Consider the following 17680-nt stretch of genomic DNA (forward strand, 5'->3'; position numbering starts at 1 on the left):
CGCCGGGTGCTCAGCCGTCGGGTGAGTGTCGCAGCGATGATCGAACTCGCGATGTGGCTGGCCATTCCTTATCTACTCATCGGGTTCGGATGGGCGTTCTTCGACGTCGAACAGGTGCAGTTGTTCGAGACCGCGTTGCAGACCCGGGTGCCCGCAGGCGCCGAGGTCCTGGCTTTCGTGCAGACGGCGGTGATGTGGCCGCACCTGATGCTCGGCGCCCAGGTCTGCGTGGCGTGATCCTCGAGCGAAAACGACGAGGCCCTCCCCGTTCGGGGAGGGCCTCTGTGTTGAGCTGGGTTCAGCGGTGGTAGCCGGGCACCACAATCTCGGCGTGAGTGGCGCCGTGGTGGTTGTGCCAGCCGGGCACTGCCTCGGGTGCCGGGTGCGCGGTGGAGGTCGGGGCGTACTGGTAGCCCGGGCCCACCGGATCGGTCTGGGCGTTGGCGATGCCTGCCATACCGAGGGCGGCGCCGCCGATGACCAGCGGCAGGGCGATCCGTGCTACGGCCTTCGCAAAAGTGTTGGTGTTCATGTCGTGTACTCCTTTGTACGTTGGCCTTTCGGGCCAGACCGCCGGAGTGTGCCGGCGATGACTTAAGAATGCCGCCCCGGGGTGGCGTTGTATGTCGGGCGATCAGCCGCTCCATCGGAGGATTCGGATGTCCCCCAATCGGCGGACCCCAGCGCAGACGCGATCAGCGCAGCAGGCCCTGGGAGGTCAGTACCGCGATCAGGGAGCCGTCGCGTGCGCGCAACGACCCGTAGGACGAGACGGCGCTGGTGGCCACGGATCCACGGCCCTCGAACAGCCGCCAGGCGGTCGACGGCACCAGGTGCGCGCCCGGCTGCCAGATGATGCCGAGATCCAGGCTCAACAGCCAGGTGTCCACGAATCCCGTTATCTGGCCGGGGGAGTCGAAGAGATGTGCGTCGGCGTGGAGCACGTCGCCGACCTGAGGATGAAGAAGCGGATCGCCGCCGCCGCCGGTGTCGATCGTCACCCACAACGCGACTTCGGGCCGGCCCCCGACACCGTCCCAGCTCTCCGGATAGTCGACGCCCTTGCGGTGGGCGAACCGCATGGGCGGCCACATATCGCGCAGCCATTCCAGGTCGGTGCCCTCGGCGGGGTCGGGCAGCGGAGACGACGCGGTGCCGTATCGGTCGAATGGGACAGGGGCGTCGTCCGACGGCGCACCGAGCCAGCCGTCGGCCAGCCAACTGCTCGCGATGAGAATGGTCCGGCCCGCCTGACCGACCCGCACTTCGACCGCCTCGGCCGCCCGGCCGCCGCGAATGGTGTGCACGTCGAACTCGAGCGGCCCTGGCACGCCCGCTTCGACGAACGTCACCGACAGGGACGCCGCGGCCGCGCGGCCACTGTGCGCGAACACCGCGGCGAGCGCGAGTGCCGAGGTGTATCCGCCGAACGCCCGGCCGTCGATGCACCAACGATCGGGGAGTTCCCGGACGTAGCGGCTCGCCCTGTCACCGCTCGGTCCGCCATCGAGATCGAAGTCCCGTCCGTTCAACACTCCGAGGACGCTACCGACGCCGTGCCACGATGACATCGTGAGCATCCCCGAGACAGCTCCGCCGATTCCGCGGCCGGTGATCTTCGACCAGTTCTGGGCCGACCTCACCTTCGTGCACTGGCCTGTGCACCCGGAGCGCGTCGCGCACCTGTTCCCGCGCGGCACCCGTCCCGACGTGTTCTCCGACGGGATGACCTATGTGGCGTTGGTGCCGTTCGAGATTTTGCACACGGCGTTGGGTGCATCGCTGCGGTTGCCCTACATCGGCGCGTTTGCCGAGACCAACGTGCGCCTGTACTCGATCGACGACGCAGGCCGTCACGGCGTGGTGTTCCGGTCGCTGGAGACGACGCGACTGGCAGTGGTGGGGTTCACCCGTGCGCTACTCGGGGTGCCCTACACGTGGGCGCGGATGCGCATGACCCGTGACGAGGACGTCATCGCCTACGAGAGCGTGCGACGCTGGCCCCGCCGCGGCCTGCACAGCATGATGCGGGTCCGCATCGGCGACGACGTGACTCCGACGCCCCTGGAGGTCTGGCTCACCGCGCGCTGGGGTGCGCACACCCGTAAAGCCGGCCGGACGTGGTGGGTGCCCAACGAACACGATCCATGGCCATTGCGAGCCGCCGAAATTCTCGAGCTGGATGACGATCTGCTCGCCGCCAGCGGGGTGGTCCCCTCGGGTGAGCCCCTGCGCGCCGTGTTCTCGAACGGCGTGCATGCCCGGTTCGGCAGGCCGTCGGCCCTGAACTGACCGAAACCGGTTGTGCCATACGCCCCCGCCGCGCGTGCGAGGGTGTGACGCTTCATTTATGACAAGCGGGAAGAAGTGTCGAGGCGCGGTGTTGCGGGGTATCGGCGAGGACTGGCAGATCGAGGAGATCACACTCGACCCGCCTCGCCAGGGCGAGGTGCTGGTGAAAATGGCGGTCGCGGGCGTCTGCCACTCCGACGATCACTACTCCACCGGTGACGGGATCGCCTCGGCGCAGCTTGCGGCGATCATCGAAGGCACCGGCGGATCGGTGCCGGAGTTCTTCCCGATGCTCGGCGGCCATGAGGGCGCCGGGGTGGTTGAAGAGGTTGGCCCGGGAGTGCGGTCGGTCCAGCCTGGTGATCGCGTCGCGTTCTCGTTCATCCCCGCATGCGGCACCTGCCGGTGGTGTGTGTCGGGCATGACGTACCTGTGCGACAACGGCGCCCACATGTTCGCCAAGGAGATGATCACGGACGGCACCGCGCGCAGGCACGTCGGCGACGAAGATCTGACGGCGATGACACAACTTGGCACGTTCGCCGAATATGCCGTGCTCGCCGAGGAATCGGTGATCAAAATCGACGACTCGATTCCGTTCGAGGCCGCCTCACTGGTGTCGTGCGGTGTCACCACCGGGTGGGGGTCGGCGACCGTCGGGGTGGGAACGCAACCCGGCGATACCGTGGTCATCATCGGCACCGGCGGTGTGGGGATCAACGCGGTGCAGGGAGCGCGCGCGGCCGGTGCCCGAGCCGTCATCGCCGTGGATCCGGTTGAGTTCAAACGAGATTCGGCGAAGTTCTTCGGCGCTACCGAAACCGTGGCGTCCGCGGAGGAGGCCATCCCCATGGTCAAGGAGCTGACGGCCGGGGTGATGGCCGACCGGGTGGTGCTCACGCCGAGCGTGCTGCCCGCAGAACTGTTGGCGCCGGCGATGATGTTGACCCGCAAGGGCGGAACGTGTCTGATGACGGCGATTCCGAAGGTCGACATCAACATCGTGCCGCTGTTGCTGATCGACTTCATCCAATCCTGCAAGACGCTCAAGGGACTGCTGTACGGCGGCATGAATCCCCGTGCGAGCATGCCGATGCTGTTGTCGCTATACCGAAACGGCACCCTCAAGCTGGACGAGCTCGTGACGAAGCGTTACCGCCTTGATCAAATCAACGAGGCCATCACCGATATGCGCGAGGGCCGAAACATCCGCGGCATCATCGAATTCGATCAGGGTCCTGAATAGCCCGGTGGGTTCGGGGTGTCCACCCACAGGTCGACGCCGAGCTCGGCGCCGGGAATGCAGTCGTACACCGAAAGGTCGGTGACGCCGGACTCCAGCAGCACGTCCTCGCACAGCAGGCTGTTGCCGGTGTACTCGCGGGCGGGCTTGTTGAGGATCACGTACGCGGCATCGGAGTAGACCTCGGTCTTGCGGGCCCGGCCCATCGCCTCGTCGCCGCCGAGCAGATTCTGGACCGCGGCGGTGGCCACCATCGTGCGGGGCCACAGCGTGTTGGAGGCGATGCCCGAATCCCGTAGCTCCTCGGCTATTCCCAAGGCGCACAGCGACATCCCGTACTTGGCCATCATGTACGCCGTGGGCTTGAGCCACTTGGGTTCCAGCCGAAGGGGTGGCGACAGCGTCAGGATGTGCGGGTTGTCCCGGCCGATCATGTGCGGGATGCAGGCCTGCGACACCGCGTACGTGCCGCGCACCTGTATTCCGTTCATGAGGTCGAACCGTTTGAGCGGCACCTCGGTGACCGAACCCAGGTTGATCGCCGAGGCGTTGTTCACGCAGATGTCGATTCCGCCGAACCGATCGACGGTCTGGGCCACCGCCGAAGCGACCGATTCGCCGTCGCGGATGTCGCCGACGATCGGCAACGCCTGTCCGCCGGCCTCCTCGATCTCCTTGGCCGCGGTGTACACGGTGCCGTCGAGCTTGGGATGCGGCTCGGCCGTCTTGGCGATCAGCGCGATGTTCGCGCCGTCGGCGGCCGCGCGCTTGGCGATCGCCAGCCCGATACCGCGGCTGGCGCCGGAGATGAACATGGTCTTCCCTGAAAGCGACATGACCTCACCCTAGGACTCCCGCGTCGGGCCCCGGCGCGAGTGTGGACTTATGTCACGCCCTGGGTGTCTCAGGCGTGCGGGTAACCCACGTTCGGCGGGAATCTAGGCGCGGATGTCGGCGGTGATCGCGTTGGTCAATCCGATCAAGACCTGCGGATGCACCGCAACGTCCCAGCCGCGCCGGCCCGCACTGCACAACACGCGGTCCCAGCGCAGTGCGGACTGGTCGACGACCGTGGGCAGCGGCCTGCGCTGCCCGAAAGGTGAGATCCCGCCGATCACGTAGCCGCTGGAGCGTTCGGCGGCGACGCGCTCGGCCATCGTGGCCTTGGAGACGCCGAGCGCGGCGGCGGCGGCCTTGAGCGAGAGCTTGGCGGGCACGGGCAGTACCGCGACGGCGAGACCCTCCGGCAGCGCGAGGACCAGCGTCTTGAATACCTGCTCGGGGTCGACGCCCTGCTCGCGGGCCAGCGCCTCGGCGGCCTCCTCGCCGAATGAGTCGTTGCGAGGGTCGTGGTGGTACTGAAGCACTTCGTGCGCCGCCCCTGCGGCCACCAGGGCCGCGATCGCCGGGGTTGCCGCGCGGACCACGGGCTCAGCCTAGTGCGGGAACAAGCCGGACTGGTCACGCTGTTATTGACGGCAGTTGGGGCTGCTCGCAGCGGCGGCCCGAAAAGAAGTCGGTCTTTACCTCTACGATCGAAGGAAGGGTGCTAGGTGCCAACACTCGCGATGGAGCGTCCGGTGGATCTGCCGGGCCTGATGGGTGGCGCCGCTACGGAAGGGACGGTGTTTCCCGCTATGACCGACATCGACGGGTCGACGCCTGGTTCGGCGTCCGCGCCGGTGCCTGACTCGGCGCCTGCCAGATCGGATGAATCAGACGCTGACCTGACCGCCCGGTTCGAGCGCGACGCGATTCCGCTGCTTGACCAGCTCTACGGCGGCGCGCTGCGCATGACGCGCAATCCCGCAGACGCCGAGGACCTGCTGCAGGAAACCATGGTGAAGGCCTACGCGGGCTTCCGCTCGTTCCGCGAGGGCACGAACCTCAAAGCGTGGCTCTACCGGATCCTGACCAACACGTACATCAACAGTTACCGCAAGAAGCAGCGTCAGCCCGCGGAGTATCCGACCGACGAGATCACCGACTGGCAGCTCGCGGCCAATGCCGAGCACACGTCCACCGGCCTGCGATCGGCAGAGGTCGAGGCGTTGGAGGCGCTGCCCGACAGCGAAATCAAAGAAGCCCTGCAGGCGCTGCCGGAGGAGTTCCGGATGGCGGTGTACTACGCCGATGTAGAGGGCTTCCCGTACAAGGAGATCGCCGAGATCATGGACACCCCGATCGGCACCGTCATGTCCCGGTTGCACCGGGGCAGGCGTCAGCTTCGTGAACTACTCGCCGATGTGGCCCGCGAGCGCGGATTCATGCGAGGCGAGCAGGTCGGGAACGTTGAAGCACCCGAGGAGGTCTCGTCATGAGCGACGAGCAGCGCTGGCAGCCCCCGGTAGGTCCCGTCGACCCCGAGCACCCGGAATGCGCCGCGGTGATCGCCGAGGTATGGACGCTACTCGATGGCGAATGCACGGCTGAGACGCAGGACAAGCTGCGCCATCATCTCGAGGAGTGCCCGACCTGCCTGCGCCAATACGGCGTCGAGGAGCGGGTCAAGAGCCTGATCGCTCACAAATGCAGTGGTGAAAGGGCGCCGGAAAGCCTGCGGGAGCGGCTGCGCATCGAGATCAGCCGCACCACCATCATTCGTCGCGGCTAGTTAGCGACCCACTGACTTCGAGCCCGCGTTGGGCCGCTTTCCGTGATTGGCCTTCGAGTGCTTACGGTCGCGCTTCTTACGGCCACGCTTGGCCATGGTCGTCCTCCAGTCGTTTCTGCGGATTGTGGGGCCCGCGTCAGGCAGGCGCTCGGATCTATTCTCTCATGGCCTGGCGACACGGCTGACACGCTGGTCGTGTGGTTCGATAGAGCGGCAGATGCCGGAAGGGGTGAAGATGGCCGAGGATGTTCGCGCGGAGATCGTGGCCAGTGTGCTCGAGGTCGTGGTCCACGAGGGCGATCAGATCGGTGAGGGCGACACCCTGGTGCTGCTGGAGTCGATGAAGATGGAGATCCCGGTGCTCGCCGAGGTGGCAGGCACCGTCAGCAAGGTGAGCGTGTCCGTCGGCGACGTCATCCAGGCCGGCGACCTCATCGCTGTGATCAGCTGAACGAGGGTCCGACGCCTGCGACAGTGAGGCCCGATGTCCACCCTCGGTGACCTGCTCGCCGAACACACCGTCCTGCCTGGCAACGCCGTGGACCACCTGCATGCGGTGGTGGGCGAGTGGCAGCTGCTGGCCGACCTGTCGTTCGCCGACTTCCTGATGTGGGTGCGCCGCGACGACGACGCGCTGGTCTGCGTGGCCCAGGTGCGACCCAACACCTCACCGACAGTGCTGCTCGCCGACGCCGTGGGCACCCTGAACCGGGCCCACGAGATGCCGGTCGTGAGCGACGCGTTCAACTTCGGCGCCATCGCCAGGCAAAACTCAGCGGGACAACAGGACTCCCCCGGCCTCAACGTGGAGGCTGTCCCCGTGCGCTACAACAACACGGTCGTTGCGGTTCTGACGCATCAGACCGCGCTCGCCGGACGCAACGCGAGTCCGCTGGAGAGCGCCTACCTGGACTGCGCGGACGACTTGATGGTGATGCTGTCCGAAGGCACCTTTCCGAATGTCGGCGACGTGGCGATGTCTCGGTCGAGCCCGCGCGTCGGAGACGGTTTCATCCGGCTCAACGGAACCGGCACCGTCACGTTCGCCAGTCCCAACGCGATCTCGGCCTACCACCGGATGGGTTTGGCGGCCGAACTGGAGGGCCACAACCTGGTCACGGTCACCAGGCCGCTGATCTCGGATCCGTTCGAGGCGCAGGAGCTCGCCAACCACGTCCGCGACTCGCTGGCGGGCGGTTCGAGCATGCGCATGGAAGTCGACGCGGGCGGCGCAGCCGTGCTGCTGCGCACAATCCCACTTGTGGTGCACGGCAAGGCCGTTGGCGCCGGGGTGCTGATCCGCGACGTGACCGAGGTGAAGCGCCGCGACCGCGCGCTGCTGTCGAAGGACGCCACGATCCGCGAGATCCACCACCGGGTGAAGAACAATCTGCAGACGGTCGCGGCCCTGCTACGCCTGCAGGCGCGGCGTACGAACAACGCCGAGGGACGCGAGGCGTTGATCGAATCGGTGCGGCGCGTCTCGTCGATCGCCTTGGTGCACGACGCGCTGTCGATGTCGGTGGACGAGGAGGTCAACCTCGACGAGGTCGTCGACAGGATCATCCCGATCATGAATGATGTTGCGGCCCCGGTGAATATGGACACCCCGATCCGGATCAACCGCGTCGGCGAACTGGGCGTCCTCGACGCCGACCGGGCCACGGCGCTGATCATGGTGATCACCGAACTGGTACAGAACGCCATCGAGCACGCCTTCGACACCTCGACGCAGCAGGGGTCCGTGACGATTCGGGCAGAGCGGTCGGCGCGCTGGCTCGACGTGGTGGTGCACGACGACGGCCGCGGACTGCCCGAGGGCTTCAGCCTCGAGAAGTCCGACCGACTCGGTCTGCAGATCGTGCGGACGCTGGTCTCGGCGGAGCTCGACGGCTCGCTGGGCATGCACGAGGTGTCGACGGGTGGAACGGATGTGGTGCTTCGCGTGCCGATCGGCCGGCGTGCCCGGCTTGCGCAGTAATTTGTCGCCTTATGCGAAATGGCATCGCCTGACGCCATTTCCTGTGAATTTTCCGATCGGCAAAAAGATACGGCCCCGACTTATGTCGGGGCCGTAATCGTCTGGCTGGGTGGTGAGGCTAGACCCCGCTGCGGGCCTTCGTGCGGGCGTTGCGCCGCTTCAGTGCGCGCCGCTCGTCCTCGCTCATGCCGCCCCACACGCCTGCGTCCTGTCCGGACTCCAATGCCCAGGTGAGGCACTCTGTGGTCACCGGACAGCGGTTGCAGACAAGCTTCGCGTCAGCGATCTGAGCGAGCGCTGGTCCGCTGTTTCCCACCGGGAAGAACAGTTCCGGATCCTCGTCGCGACAGACCGCCTTGTGGCGCCAATCCATAGCTCTAACTCCTTATCTTGTGCGCAGCACAAGCGCACTAGCGTTTCGTCGGCTGTTAACGCGTGCACATAAATGTTTCTGCACTGTTGCATCCGAGTTTTTCACAGGCTGAACAGATGTCAATACTCGTGAGTTAACAAGTGGGCAACCTCACTAGCGGGGCCGATTACCAAACCCTCTACCCGTTTGTACTACACTCAACCAACCTGCGCCCTCAGTTGACCGATCCGAGGACGTTATTGCAGGTCAGGGTGTATTTGCGGGTGGTGCCACTACGCCGAGGGCGTTCGGAACCGCAGTGAATGTCATGTCGTCGCGCAGGCCGACATAGTCACCGTCGATCTGACACGCCACCGGTGTGGCGCTTGTCACTCGCAGCCGCGGCAGATCGTCCTCCCGGATCAGATGGTCGGCTTCGATCCTCGGCCGTCTCGCCAGCATCTTGCGCACCAGCCGTAAATTGGCCCACACGTTCATGCTGGTGATGGCGAAGACGCCGAGGCCGGTCTCGAACGTGGTCGTCGGATTGGTCCACACGGGCCTGGCGTTGGCATAGGTCCAGGGGCTGGAGTTCGACACGAAGACGAAATGCGCGCCTTCGACCGGTTCGCGGTCGGCCATGTGCAACGTCAACGCGGGATCCCTGCGCGAGCTGGCCAGCATTTCGCGGATCGCCACACGGATATAGCGCGACGCCGTCACCTTGCGCCCCTTGGCGCGCTGAGCCTCGACCGCGGCGACGACGTCGCCGTCCACGCCCATTCCCGCCGTGAACACCGCCCAGCGTTCGCCGCAGTCCATCAGTCCGATGCGCCGCCAGGTCTTGCGCCGCCGGTAGGCCGACAACAGGTCGATGAGTTGGTTGGTCGCATCGATCGGGTCCGGGCTGATCCCCAGCGCGCGGGCGAAGACGTTCGCCGATCCGCCGGGAACGACGCCGACAGCGGGAGCCGCGACACCCGGACCGCCGACCTCGACGATTCCGTTGACCACCTCGTTCACCGTGCCGTCGCCACCGTGCACGATCAGCACGTCCACGCCGTCTCTGGCGGCGTCGCGGCCGATCTCCACCGCGTGACCGCGGTGGTCGGTGTGCACGACGGTCAGCTTGACCCGGCTCTCGAGCGCGTGGGCCAGCAGATCACGCGTCGCGGGTGTCGTCGATGTCGCATTGGGGTTCACGATCAGCACGGCGCGCACAGAGGACGACCCTATCTAAAGGGGCAAATCGAACCTCTACGCTCGAGGTCGTGACCGTTCCCTCGCCGGCAACCGTGCGCCAGGCCGCCATCGTGGTGTCGCTCGAAGGCCTCGCGGGCGTGATCGCGGCGGCGTGGTACGTGGTGAGCGGGCTGCTCGGAACCGATGTGCCCGGTATGAACGTGTTCGGCACCGCCGGGTGGTTCCTCGTCATGGGGTCCGCGGTATTGGCCGCGGGATGGGCGCTGTGGACCGGCAGGCGGTGGGGCCGCGGGTTGGCGGTGTTCGCCCAGCTGATCCTGCTCGGGGTGGCCTGGTACGTCGGCGTCGGATCGGGCCAGTGGCTCCCCGGCGTCGCCGTTGCGGTCGTCGTGCTGGCCGTATTGGCGTTGCTGTTCAGCCCGTCGGCGCTGCAGTGGGCCGGGGGTCAGGCGTCGCCGGCCGCCGAGGATGCAAGTGCCGACAACTCAGGACCGGACACGCGGTAGGTGATCCACTCGCTCTGCTGCTTGCCGCCGACGGCGTCGTAGAGCGCGATCGCATTGACGTTCCAGTCCAGCACGGCCCACTCCAGGCGGGCGCCGTCCGCGTCGATGCATTGCCGTGCGAGTGCGGCCAGGAGCTTTCGGGCCAGGCCCAGCCTGCGAAACTCGGGGCGCACGAACAGATCTTCGAGATAGACACCCGCCACGCCCTCCCATGTGGAGAACGTGCGGTACCAGATCGCGCATGCGGCGGCCTTGCCGTCGACCTCCGCGATATGCGCCCATGCGGTCGGGACATCGCCGAACAACGCGGCGGTCAACCGCGCCTCGGTGAGCGTGCACTGGTCTGCAGAATTCTCGAATTCCGCGAGCTCGTACACCATCGCGGTCAGTTCGGTTTCGTCGCCAGGACGGGCAAGGCGAATCAGCTCGGTCACGTCTCGACCCCGAGCGCCGCGAACATCGTCTTGAATTTCGTTGTGGTCTCGTCGACTTCGTCATCCGGCTCGGATTCGGCGACGATGCCGCCGCCGGCGTAGGCGTATGCCGTGCGACGGTCGGCCGACAATTGGGCGCAGCGGATGGACACCACCCATCGGCCGTCGCCGCGCTGATCGCACCAACCGACCGCGCCCGCATAGAACCCGCGGTCGCCCTCGAGTTCGTTGATCAGACCGGACGCCGCCTCGGCGGGCACCCCGCCCACCGCGGGGGTCGGATGCAGCGCGATCGCCAAATCGAGTGCGGTGGTTGATGTTTCGCGGAGATGTCCACTGATCGGGGTGTACAGGTGCCACACGGCGGCGGTCTTATTCAGCATCGGCTCGGGCGCGATGTCCAGGTCGGTGCACAGCGGTTGCAGCACCGCGCGCACCGCATCGACGACGAGCTGGTGTTCGTGACGGTTCTTCGCCGACGCCGCCAACGCCGCGCCGCTTGCCTCGTCGGCCGCGGGGTCGGGCAGTCGCGGAGCCGAACCGGCGAACGGCGCGCAGAACATGCGGTCGCCCTGCCGGGCCACCAGCAGCTCGGGGCTGGCTCCGACGAGTGCGGTGCCGGAGTACCCGCCGCCCGCCGCTGTCAGGTCGGCGAGATAGGCGTTGGTCGCCGGGTCCTCGGCGAGAAGGCGGTGCAGGATCGTGCGTGCGTCCAGCGGGCCGTCGGCGACCAGCCGCAACGCGCGGGCCAACACCACCTTGTGCAGCCCGCTCTGCGGATCACGTAGGCGTTCCAGGGCGGTCGCGATACGGGACCGGTGTTCGTCGGGCTCGGGCAGAGTCTCGGCGACCTGCACCGACGGAAGCGCGCGCAACGGCCACTCGGGCAGCTCGTCGAGGAACTGGACCGCCTGCGGCCTGATGAGCGCTGCTGGCTTGGACATGTCAAACGGCAAGGCGCCCAGAATGATTGGGGCGCTGTGCGATGCCAGGGCCGCCCGTGCTTCGGCGATTCTCGGGAATGCGGTGTGGACACCTTCGGCGATGACGGCGCTGCCGCCCGAGGCGAGGACGAACGACGGTTCGCGAGTCATGCCGGCAGGCACGGGTGGCGATGGCCCGTCAGTCCCAGCGCGATGATCTGGCGCACACCGTGTTCGTGTCCGCACACCGCGATCGACGCCGCCACCATCGCGAACCTGATTCCCTCTGAGATCGGAAGCTGCGCCCAGCGCGTCACCACGGACCGGGAGAAGTGACCGTGGCCGATGAACAGGACATCGCGCGATTCCAGGTATTGCAGCGCGTACTCGATGGCGCGGTCAGCCCGGTCGCTGACCTGCTGGGGGGATTCACCGCCCGGGCATCCGTGTGTCCACACCAGCCAGTCGGGCACGCTCTTCTGGATCTCCGGCGTCGTCAGGCCCTCGTAGTCGCCGTAATCCCATTCGGCCAGAAGGGGAGACACCTCGTCGACCGTCAGCCCGGCGAGTTCAGCGGTGACCAGCGCACGTTGCCGCGGGCTGGACACGACCAATGGATTGTCGAGGGTCAGCACGTCCAGCGCGTCGGCGGCCAGCTTCGCCTGTTCGCGGCCCTTTTCGGTGATATCGAGTTCGGTGCGGCCGGTGTGCCGGCCCGAGAGCGACCACTCCGTCTCGCCATGACGAAGCAGTAGCAGGCGGTGCTGCTCGACACTCACTCTGGCGATTCTGCCCCACGTGCGGTCCCCGCGTTCGTGCGCGTGCCAGGATGAAAGAGTGACGCGGGTACTTGCGGTCGCCAATCAAAAGGGTGGGGTCGCTAAAACAACGACGGTGGCATCGCTGGGTGCAGCGATGGTGGAGAAGGGTCAGCGGGTGCTGCTCGTCGACCTTGATCCGCAGGGGTGTTTGACGTTTTCGTTGGGCCAGGACCCCGACAAGCTGCCGATGTCGATCCACGAGGTGCTGCTCGGGGAGGTCGAGACCGAAGCGGCGCTGGTCGAGACGTCCGAGGGGATGACGCTGCTGCCCGCCAACATCGATCTGGCCGGAGCCGAGGCGATGTTGTTGATGCGGGCCGGGCGTGAATACGCGCTGAAGCGTGCGCTGGCCAAGGTCGACGGGCGGTTCGACGTCGTGATCATCGACTGTCCGCCCTCGCTGGGCGTGCTCACGCTCAACGGGCTGACAGCGGCCGACGACGTGATCGTGCCGCTGCAGTGCGAGACGCTGGCACATCGCGGCGTCGGCCAGTTCCTGCGGACCATCAACGACGTCCAGCAGATCACCAACGGTGACCTGACGCTGCTCGGCGCGCTGCCGACGCTCTACGACTCGCGCACCACCCACAGCCGCGATGTGCTTCTCGACGTCGCCGACCGGTACGACCTGCCGGTGCTTGCCCCGCCGATTCCTCGCACCGTGCGGTTCGCCGAGGCCACCGCTTCGGGCAATTCGGTGATCGCGGGTCGCAAGAACAAGGGTGCCACTGCGTATCGCGAGTTGGCGGCCGCGCTGACCAAGCACTGGAAGAACGGCAAGGCGCTGGCGACCTACACCCCGGACGTCTAGCGATTTCGGCGTGCACAGTCTCGCTCAGCGTGACTCAACACGCCGAAATCGCAACTAGCCGAGCGCGACCAGCTCGTCGCCGCGCTGCTCGAGCAACGTCGAGCCCGCCACCGCAGGCACGACCGCGGCGTCGCTCGGCGGTCGTCCCACCGGGATATGGTGATCGCCCTTGCCGCTGCCGGGCTCGAATACGTCGTAGCCGCCCGTGACCGGCACGAGTAGGCGTCCCGCCATCACCGTGGCGGGTCCGAGCGGGACGTTGTGGCCCGCGGGTGAGACCGAGTACTTGTACTTGATTCCGTTGGCGGAGAACACCATCACGCTGTCGCCCGTCCACCAGGTGATCAGATCGCCGGCTCGGGACGCCGTCGCGTTCGGCGACGCCGGCTTGGCCAGCGGTGTGCTCGCGATCGTCGCGCCGGTTTCGTCGACGATGTTCACGACCGGTTTCGGCGTCGGGACATAGACCGCGGTCGTGGTGTCTGAGACGGCCACCACGCGGGCGCCGGAATCCGCGGTGACGCCTTCTTGCGGCACGTATTTCAGTTCGGGGGTGTCCTCTTCGTCGGCGGGCCGCAGCAGCGTCAGGCGCAGATCCGCCTGATTGGGGCATGACTCGAGCACCGAGACGGCCGACGAGCTGGCCGCGGCCGACACCAGACGGCAGATCGGCGGCGTCGGGGTGCCGGGTTTGATCTTCGCGTCCAGGGAGCCGTAGCTGAGCATTCTCACCATGTCCGACCGCCACAGCTCCAGGCGGCTGTCGCCGGCCGACAACACCGCGGTGCCGTCCGACGACAGCTTCACGGCGGGGTCTGCGTACGCCGTGCGAGCGGGCCCGCGCAGGCCCGTCTTGGCGTCGATCGTGCTGACTTGACCGCAGCCGCGGGAGTCGGGGTACACCGCGACGGCGTACTGGTACACCCAGCTGACACCGCACAGATCGAGGTCGGTTCGCGCATAGGTCCACACCGGGCTGCCGGAGACCGGATCACGACCCTCGACAGTGTGGTCGTCGCCGGTGACCACGCTGGCGGCCACCACCAGAGGTGCCGTCGTCTTCGGGCTGGGCGCGGTCCACAACTGCCGGAGCGACGAGGGCACCGCCTTGGCGGAGGCCAGCGGCGGAATCGGATTCGGTGCGGGCCTGCTGATCGTCGCCCTGGCATCGCTCGTCCACCAGACGAGACCGGCCGTGATCGCGATGATTGCGGCGATCGTGATTGCCGCCACCACGTCGGTGCGCGTGCGGCGTTCGGGTTTGACCATCGGGGTGGCGGGGGCTCTTTCTTTCCGAGCTAGCCGGCGCTGGCCGCGGCCTTGCGCGGACGGCGACGACGCCTGCGCTTCGGCGCACCGTCGGTGCTCTCCGCAGCGTCCGGCGAGGCCTTATCGGTCGGCGCCACCGCGGCGTGCGCGCCGGCCGGTTCCCCGGCGCGGGTGCGCCGACGGTTCCGGTCGCGGTTGCGGGCGGGACGATCGGCAGACTTCTCCGCCGGCGGGCGCTTGGTCTGCGTCTTGCGCGCTTCGCCGATGCCGCCCGTGGCCTCGGCAGGGATGTTGAGCTCCTCGTAGAGGTGCGGCGAATTGGAGTAGGTCTCGGCGGGATCGGGGGTGTTGAGCCCGAGCGCCTTGTCGATCATCGTCCAGCGGGGCAGCTCGTCCCAGTCGACCAGCGTGACCGCGATACCGGTCTTGCCCGCGCGGCCGGTGCGGCCGATGCGGTGCACGTAGGCCTGCTCGTCCTCGGGGATCTGGTAGTTGATGACGTGGGTGATGTCGTCGATGTCGATGCCGCGCGCCGCGACGTCGGTCGCGACGAGCACGTCGACCTCACCGGTGCGGAACGCCTTGAGCGACTTCTCGCGGGCGCCCTGGCCCAGGTCGCCGTGTACCGCGCCGACCTTGAAGCCGCGCTCGGCGAGTTCATCGGAGACCTTCTGTGCGGTGCGCTTGGTCCTGGTGAAGATCATCGTCGCGCCGCGGCCGTCGGCCTGCAGGATGCGGGCCACCATTTCGACCTTGTCCAGCGCGTGGGCGCGGTAGGCGAACTGCTCGGTGGTGTCGTGAGTGGCCGCCGAATGCGGGGCCTCGGCCCGGATGTGGGTCGGCTGGTTCATGAACGTACGCGCCAGCGTGATGATCGGGTCCGGCATGGTCGCCGAGAACAGCATGGCCTGCCGGTTCGTCGGGATCTGCTTGAGGATCCGCTCGATATCGGGCAGGAAGCCGAGGTCGAGCATCTCGTCGGCCTCGTCGAGCACCAGCATCGAGAGCCCGCCGAGCTGCAGGTGACCCTGCTGAGCGAGGTCGAGCAACCGGCCCGGGGTGCCGACGACTACGTCGACGCCCTTTTGCAAGGCCTCGATCTGCGGCTCGTACGGCCGGCCGCCGTAGATCGATGTGACGCTGAGCTTGCGGTCGCCCACGGTCAGGTACTTCGCCGCGATCGCGAGGTCGCTGTACACCTGCAGGCACAGCTCGCGGGTGGGTACGACGATCAGCGCGCGCGGGATGCCGGACAGCTCGCGGTCGGGGTCGGTGGTGATCCGCTGCAGCAGAGGCACACCGAACGCCAGCGTCTTGCCCATTCCGGTACGGGCCTGACCGATGAGGTCATCACCGGCCAGCGCGAGCGGCATTGTCAGTTCTTGGATTGCAAAGGGATGTTCCTTGCCGTCTTCGGAGAGTGCGCGAACGATTTCGTCGCGAACACCCAGCTCAGCGAAGGTTGGATTGAGATGCGTCATACGCGGAGGCTTAGCCTTTCAATTGTCGAGTCCTCATGGCGTCCACGCGCGCACGAGTTCGACGAAGCTTTGCCGGGGCCCTGCGCTGAGGTAGGCGGGCCGACTGCGTGCACGCACATTTCTTAGGTAGCAGCCTGGTCATTTCGACCATAGAGGTGCCTTTGACGAGCCACTGCCTACCTTCATGATAGCTGGCGGGCTCGCCCCAGGGTGCGCGCTGGTCGACGATTAGAGTTGGGGCCATGACTGCCCCCATGTTTCCGGCGCCGCCGGAACCCTCCGAGCAGATGACCGACTCGGCGGGCTCGGGCGTGTCGGCCGAACATCCGGGTGTCAATGAGCTGTTCGCGTTGCTGGCGTACGGCGAGGTGGCGGCGTTCTATCGGCTGACCGACGAGGCGCGGATGGCGCCCAACCTGCGTGGCCGCATCAACATGGCCAGCATGGCTGCCGCGGAGATGAACCACTACGAGGTGTTGCGGGACTCACTGGAACGCAGGGGAGTCGACGTGGTGCCCGCGATGACGAAATACGCCTCGGCCCTGGAGAATTACCACCGGCTGACCACTCCGAGTACCTGGTTGGAAGCGCTCGTCAAGACGTATGTCGGCGACGCGCTGGCCGCCGACTTCTATCTCGAGATCGCCACATCGTTACCCGTGGAGGTCGCCGACGTGGTCCGTGCCGTGCTTGCGGAGACCGGCCATTCGCAGTTCGTCGTCGCCGAGGTGCAGGCCGCGGTGACGGCCAGCGAGAAACAACGTCATCGACTGGCTTTGTGGTCGCGCCGCCTGCTCGGCGAGGCGATCACGCAGGCGCAGTACGTGATGGCCGACCATGACGAACTCGTCGATCTGGTCATGGCCAGCGGCGAGGGCCTGACGCAGATGACCGAATTCTTCGGTCGTCTCCAGCGCACGCACGCCTCGCGCATGGAGGAGCTGGGCCTGGCCTGAGGGCGCGCGGCTACTGGGTGCAGGTGGCGATCATCGAGTTGTTGGTCTGGTAGGCGATCAGCGTGCCCGCCGCGTCGTAGATGCCGCAGTTGAGCTGACCGCCGACGCTGGTCGCGGTCACCGACTTGAGCTCGACGCCCGGGTCCAGGACCACGGTCTTCGCCCATGGCAGCGCGACGTTGACGTCGGTCTGCAGCGCGCCCTGCTGATCGGTGTAGATGACGGTCACGAGGTCGATGAGCTGCCGGTTGCCCGTCACGCGGTAGGTGATCGTGCGGGGCGAGGGCGCGACCGGGGGCGGGACGACCGCCTGGGGTTGGGCCGGTGCCGGAGCCGCGGTCTCCGCGGTCGGGCTCACCGTCGTGACCGTTTCGGCAGGCAGCGACGGCGACAGGGGGGCCTGCGTCGCGGCCGCGGGTGCTGACGTCGTGACGGGCGCCGACGTGGCGGTCGGAGCCGACGAGGTCCCGGTGGCCGTCACCGAACCGCTGTCGCCGCCGCCGAGGATGATGCCCGTCGTGCCGATGGCGAGGAACAGAATCAGGCCGGCCACGCCGGCGATCCACATCCAGCGGCGGTCGATGCTCTCCTCGTCGTATTCGATGACGTCGGTGTAGTCATCGTCGTCGGGGTAGTCCGCCAGACCGTCGTAATCGAGTTCGCCAACGTCATCACCCGAATAGGTGGCAATACGCTCGGTCGGGGTCAGAGAATACGGTGAATGTGCGGTATAAGACCTGTTCATGTGGGGTTCCCCGGTTGTCTCTTTGATGTACCGGGCCGATGCTATAGAG

Annotated in this window: 23 protein-coding genes; 10 read left to right on the forward strand and 13 right to left on the reverse strand. The window is 66.9% G+C overall.

Features of this window, described 5'->3' with window-relative positions; translation table 11 throughout:
* Positions 1–36 precede the first annotated feature (36 nt).
* Positions 37–237 (forward strand): hypothetical protein, encoded by a 201-nt coding sequence (locus AB4Z42_RS05045; protein WP_442007986.1) that lies wholly within the window; start codon positions 37–39, stop codon positions 235–237.
* Between the two features lie 61 nt (positions 238–298).
* Here AB4Z42_RS05045 and AB4Z42_RS05050 read toward each other — a convergent pair whose 3' ends face one another.
* Complete coding sequence (locus AB4Z42_RS05050) at positions 299–532, reverse strand: hypothetical protein (protein WP_442007987.1); 234 nt, start codon at positions 530–532, stop codon at positions 299–301.
* A gap of 163 nt (positions 533–695) precedes the next feature.
* A complete protein-coding gene (locus tag AB4Z42_RS05055; protein WP_442007988.1) occupies positions 696–1535 on the reverse strand; it encodes a thioesterase family protein in 840 nt (279 codons plus the stop codon).
* A gap of 34 nt (positions 1536–1569) precedes the next feature.
* Between AB4Z42_RS05055 and AB4Z42_RS05060 the strand changes: the two genes are divergently transcribed.
* Together AB4Z42_RS05060 and AB4Z42_RS05065 are read left to right on the forward strand one after the other, a co-directional pair.
* Positions 1570–2292, forward strand: a complete 723-nt coding sequence (locus tag AB4Z42_RS05060; RefSeq protein WP_442008123.1) for a YqjF family protein — start codon at positions 1570–1572, stop codon at positions 2290–2292.
* A gap of 58 nt (positions 2293–2350) precedes the next feature.
* The gene (locus AB4Z42_RS05065; RefSeq protein WP_442007989.1) at positions 2351–3538 is read left to right on the forward strand and encodes an NDMA-dependent alcohol dehydrogenase; all 1188 of its coding nucleotides are present in this window, start codon (positions 2351–2353) and stop codon (positions 3536–3538) included.
* On the opposite strand, the gene AB4Z42_RS05070 is transcribed toward AB4Z42_RS05065, so the two are convergent.
* Together AB4Z42_RS05070 and AB4Z42_RS05075 are read right to left on the reverse strand one after the other, a co-directional pair.
* The gene (locus tag AB4Z42_RS05070; RefSeq protein WP_442007990.1) at positions 3523–4371 is read right to left on the reverse strand and encodes an SDR family oxidoreductase; all 849 of its coding nucleotides are present in this window, start codon (positions 4369–4371) and stop codon (positions 3523–3525) included. The two genes, AB4Z42_RS05065 and AB4Z42_RS05070, sit on opposite strands and share 16 nt — an antisense overlap.
* Positions 4372–4473: 102 nt before the next feature.
* Positions 4474–4962, reverse strand: a complete 489-nt coding sequence (locus AB4Z42_RS05075; protein WP_442007991.1) for a YbaK/EbsC family protein — start codon at positions 4960–4962, stop codon at positions 4474–4476.
* Positions 4963–5172: 210 nt separating this feature from the next.
* Between AB4Z42_RS05075 and AB4Z42_RS05080 the strand changes: the two genes are divergently transcribed.
* A complete protein-coding gene (locus tag AB4Z42_RS05080) occupies positions 5173–5856 on the forward strand; it encodes a sigma-70 family RNA polymerase sigma factor (protein WP_442008124.1) in 684 nt (227 codons plus the stop codon).
* A complete protein-coding gene (gene rsrA, locus AB4Z42_RS05085) occupies positions 5853–6149 on the forward strand; it encodes a mycothiol system anti-sigma-R factor (RefSeq protein ID WP_442007992.1) in 297 nt (98 codons plus the stop codon). The genes AB4Z42_RS05080 and rsrA overlap by 4 nt, the downstream gene beginning before the upstream one ends.
* Here rsrA and AB4Z42_RS05090 read toward each other — a convergent pair whose 3' ends face one another.
* Complete coding sequence (locus AB4Z42_RS05090; protein ID WP_006245863.1) at positions 6150–6245, reverse strand: 50S ribosomal protein bL37; 96 nt, start codon at positions 6243–6245, stop codon at positions 6150–6152. It abuts the gene before it with no gap.
* A gap of 139 nt (positions 6246–6384) precedes the next feature.
* Here AB4Z42_RS05090 and AB4Z42_RS05095 point away from each other — a divergent pair, with 139 nt between their 5' ends.
* Together AB4Z42_RS05095 and AB4Z42_RS05100 are read left to right on the forward strand one after the other, a co-directional pair.
* The gene (locus AB4Z42_RS05095) at positions 6385–6600 is read left to right on the forward strand and encodes a biotin/lipoyl-binding carrier protein (protein ID WP_006245864.1); all 216 of its coding nucleotides are present in this window, start codon (positions 6385–6387) and stop codon (positions 6598–6600) included.
* Positions 6601–6633: 33 nt separating this feature from the next.
* The gene (locus AB4Z42_RS05100; RefSeq protein ID WP_442007993.1) at positions 6634–8130 is read left to right on the forward strand and encodes a sensor histidine kinase; all 1497 of its coding nucleotides are present in this window, start codon (positions 6634–6636) and stop codon (positions 8128–8130) included.
* Between the two features lie 118 nt (positions 8131–8248).
* On the opposite strand, the gene whiB1 is transcribed toward AB4Z42_RS05100, so the two are convergent.
* Entirely contained in the window at positions 8249–8503 is a 255-nt protein-coding gene (gene whiB1, locus AB4Z42_RS05105) for a transcriptional regulator WhiB1 (RefSeq protein ID WP_014208822.1), read from the reverse strand.
* Positions 8504–8749: 246 nt separating this feature from the next.
* Entirely contained in the window at positions 8750–9703 is a 954-nt protein-coding gene (locus AB4Z42_RS05110; protein WP_442007994.1) for a diacylglycerol/lipid kinase family protein, read from the reverse strand.
* A gap of 50 nt (positions 9704–9753) precedes the next feature.
* Here AB4Z42_RS05110 and AB4Z42_RS05115 point away from each other — a divergent pair, with 50 nt between their 5' ends.
* A complete protein-coding gene (locus AB4Z42_RS05115; protein WP_442007995.1) occupies positions 9754–10191 on the forward strand; it encodes a hypothetical protein in 438 nt (145 codons plus the stop codon).
* Here the strand turns inward: AB4Z42_RS05115 and AB4Z42_RS05120 are convergent.
* From AB4Z42_RS05120 to AB4Z42_RS05130, 3 genes are read right to left on the reverse strand one after another with little or no spacing between them, the layout of a single operon-like run.
* Complete coding sequence (locus AB4Z42_RS05120) at positions 10131–10625, reverse strand: GNAT family N-acetyltransferase (protein WP_442007996.1); 495 nt, start codon at positions 10623–10625, stop codon at positions 10131–10133. The two genes, AB4Z42_RS05115 and AB4Z42_RS05120, sit on opposite strands and share 61 nt — an antisense overlap.
* Positions 10622–11719: an isochorismate synthase gene (locus tag AB4Z42_RS05125; RefSeq protein WP_442007997.1), complete on the reverse strand. Its 1098-nt coding sequence runs from the start codon at positions 11717–11719 to the stop codon at positions 10622–10624. The genes AB4Z42_RS05120 and AB4Z42_RS05125 overlap by 4 nt, the downstream gene beginning before the upstream one ends.
* Positions 11716–12327, reverse strand: coding sequence for an acid phosphatase (locus tag AB4Z42_RS05130; RefSeq protein ID WP_442007998.1), 612 nt, complete (start codon positions 12325–12327; stop codon positions 11716–11718). Before AB4Z42_RS05130 ends, AB4Z42_RS05125 begins: the two co-directional genes overlap by 4 nt.
* A 58-nt stretch (positions 12328–12385) precedes the next feature.
* Between AB4Z42_RS05130 and AB4Z42_RS05135 the strand changes: the two genes are divergently transcribed.
* On the forward strand, positions 12386–13180 hold the full coding sequence (locus AB4Z42_RS05135; protein ID WP_442007999.1) for a ParA family protein: 795 nt from the start codon (positions 12386–12388) through the stop codon (positions 13178–13180).
* 54 nt (positions 13181–13234) lie between these two features.
* On the opposite strand, the gene AB4Z42_RS05140 is transcribed toward AB4Z42_RS05135, so the two are convergent.
* Positions 13235–14449, reverse strand: coding sequence for an Rv3212 family protein (locus AB4Z42_RS05140; protein ID WP_442008000.1), 1215 nt, complete (start codon positions 14447–14449; stop codon positions 13235–13237).
* A 29-nt stretch (positions 14450–14478) separates the two neighbouring features.
* Positions 14479–15930, reverse strand: coding sequence for a DEAD/DEAH box helicase (locus tag AB4Z42_RS05145; protein WP_442008001.1), 1452 nt, complete (start codon positions 15928–15930; stop codon positions 14479–14481).
* Between the two features lie 254 nt (positions 15931–16184).
* On the opposite strand from AB4Z42_RS05145, the gene AB4Z42_RS05150 reads away from it, so the two are divergent.
* On the forward strand, positions 16185–16886 hold the full coding sequence (locus AB4Z42_RS05150; RefSeq protein ID WP_442008125.1) for a ferritin-like fold-containing protein: 702 nt from the start codon (positions 16185–16187) through the stop codon (positions 16884–16886).
* 10 nt (positions 16887–16896) lie between these two features.
* On the opposite strand, the gene AB4Z42_RS05155 is transcribed toward AB4Z42_RS05150, so the two are convergent.
* A complete protein-coding gene (locus tag AB4Z42_RS05155; RefSeq protein WP_442008002.1) occupies positions 16897–17631 on the reverse strand; it encodes a hypothetical protein in 735 nt (244 codons plus the stop codon).
* Positions 17632–17680 lie beyond the last annotated feature (49 nt).

It is taken from the genome of Mycobacterium sp. 2YAF39 (genome assembly GCF_052114565.1).
In the GTDB taxonomy this organism is placed as follows: domain Bacteria; phylum Actinomycetota; class Actinomycetes; order Mycobacteriales; family Mycobacteriaceae; genus Mycobacterium.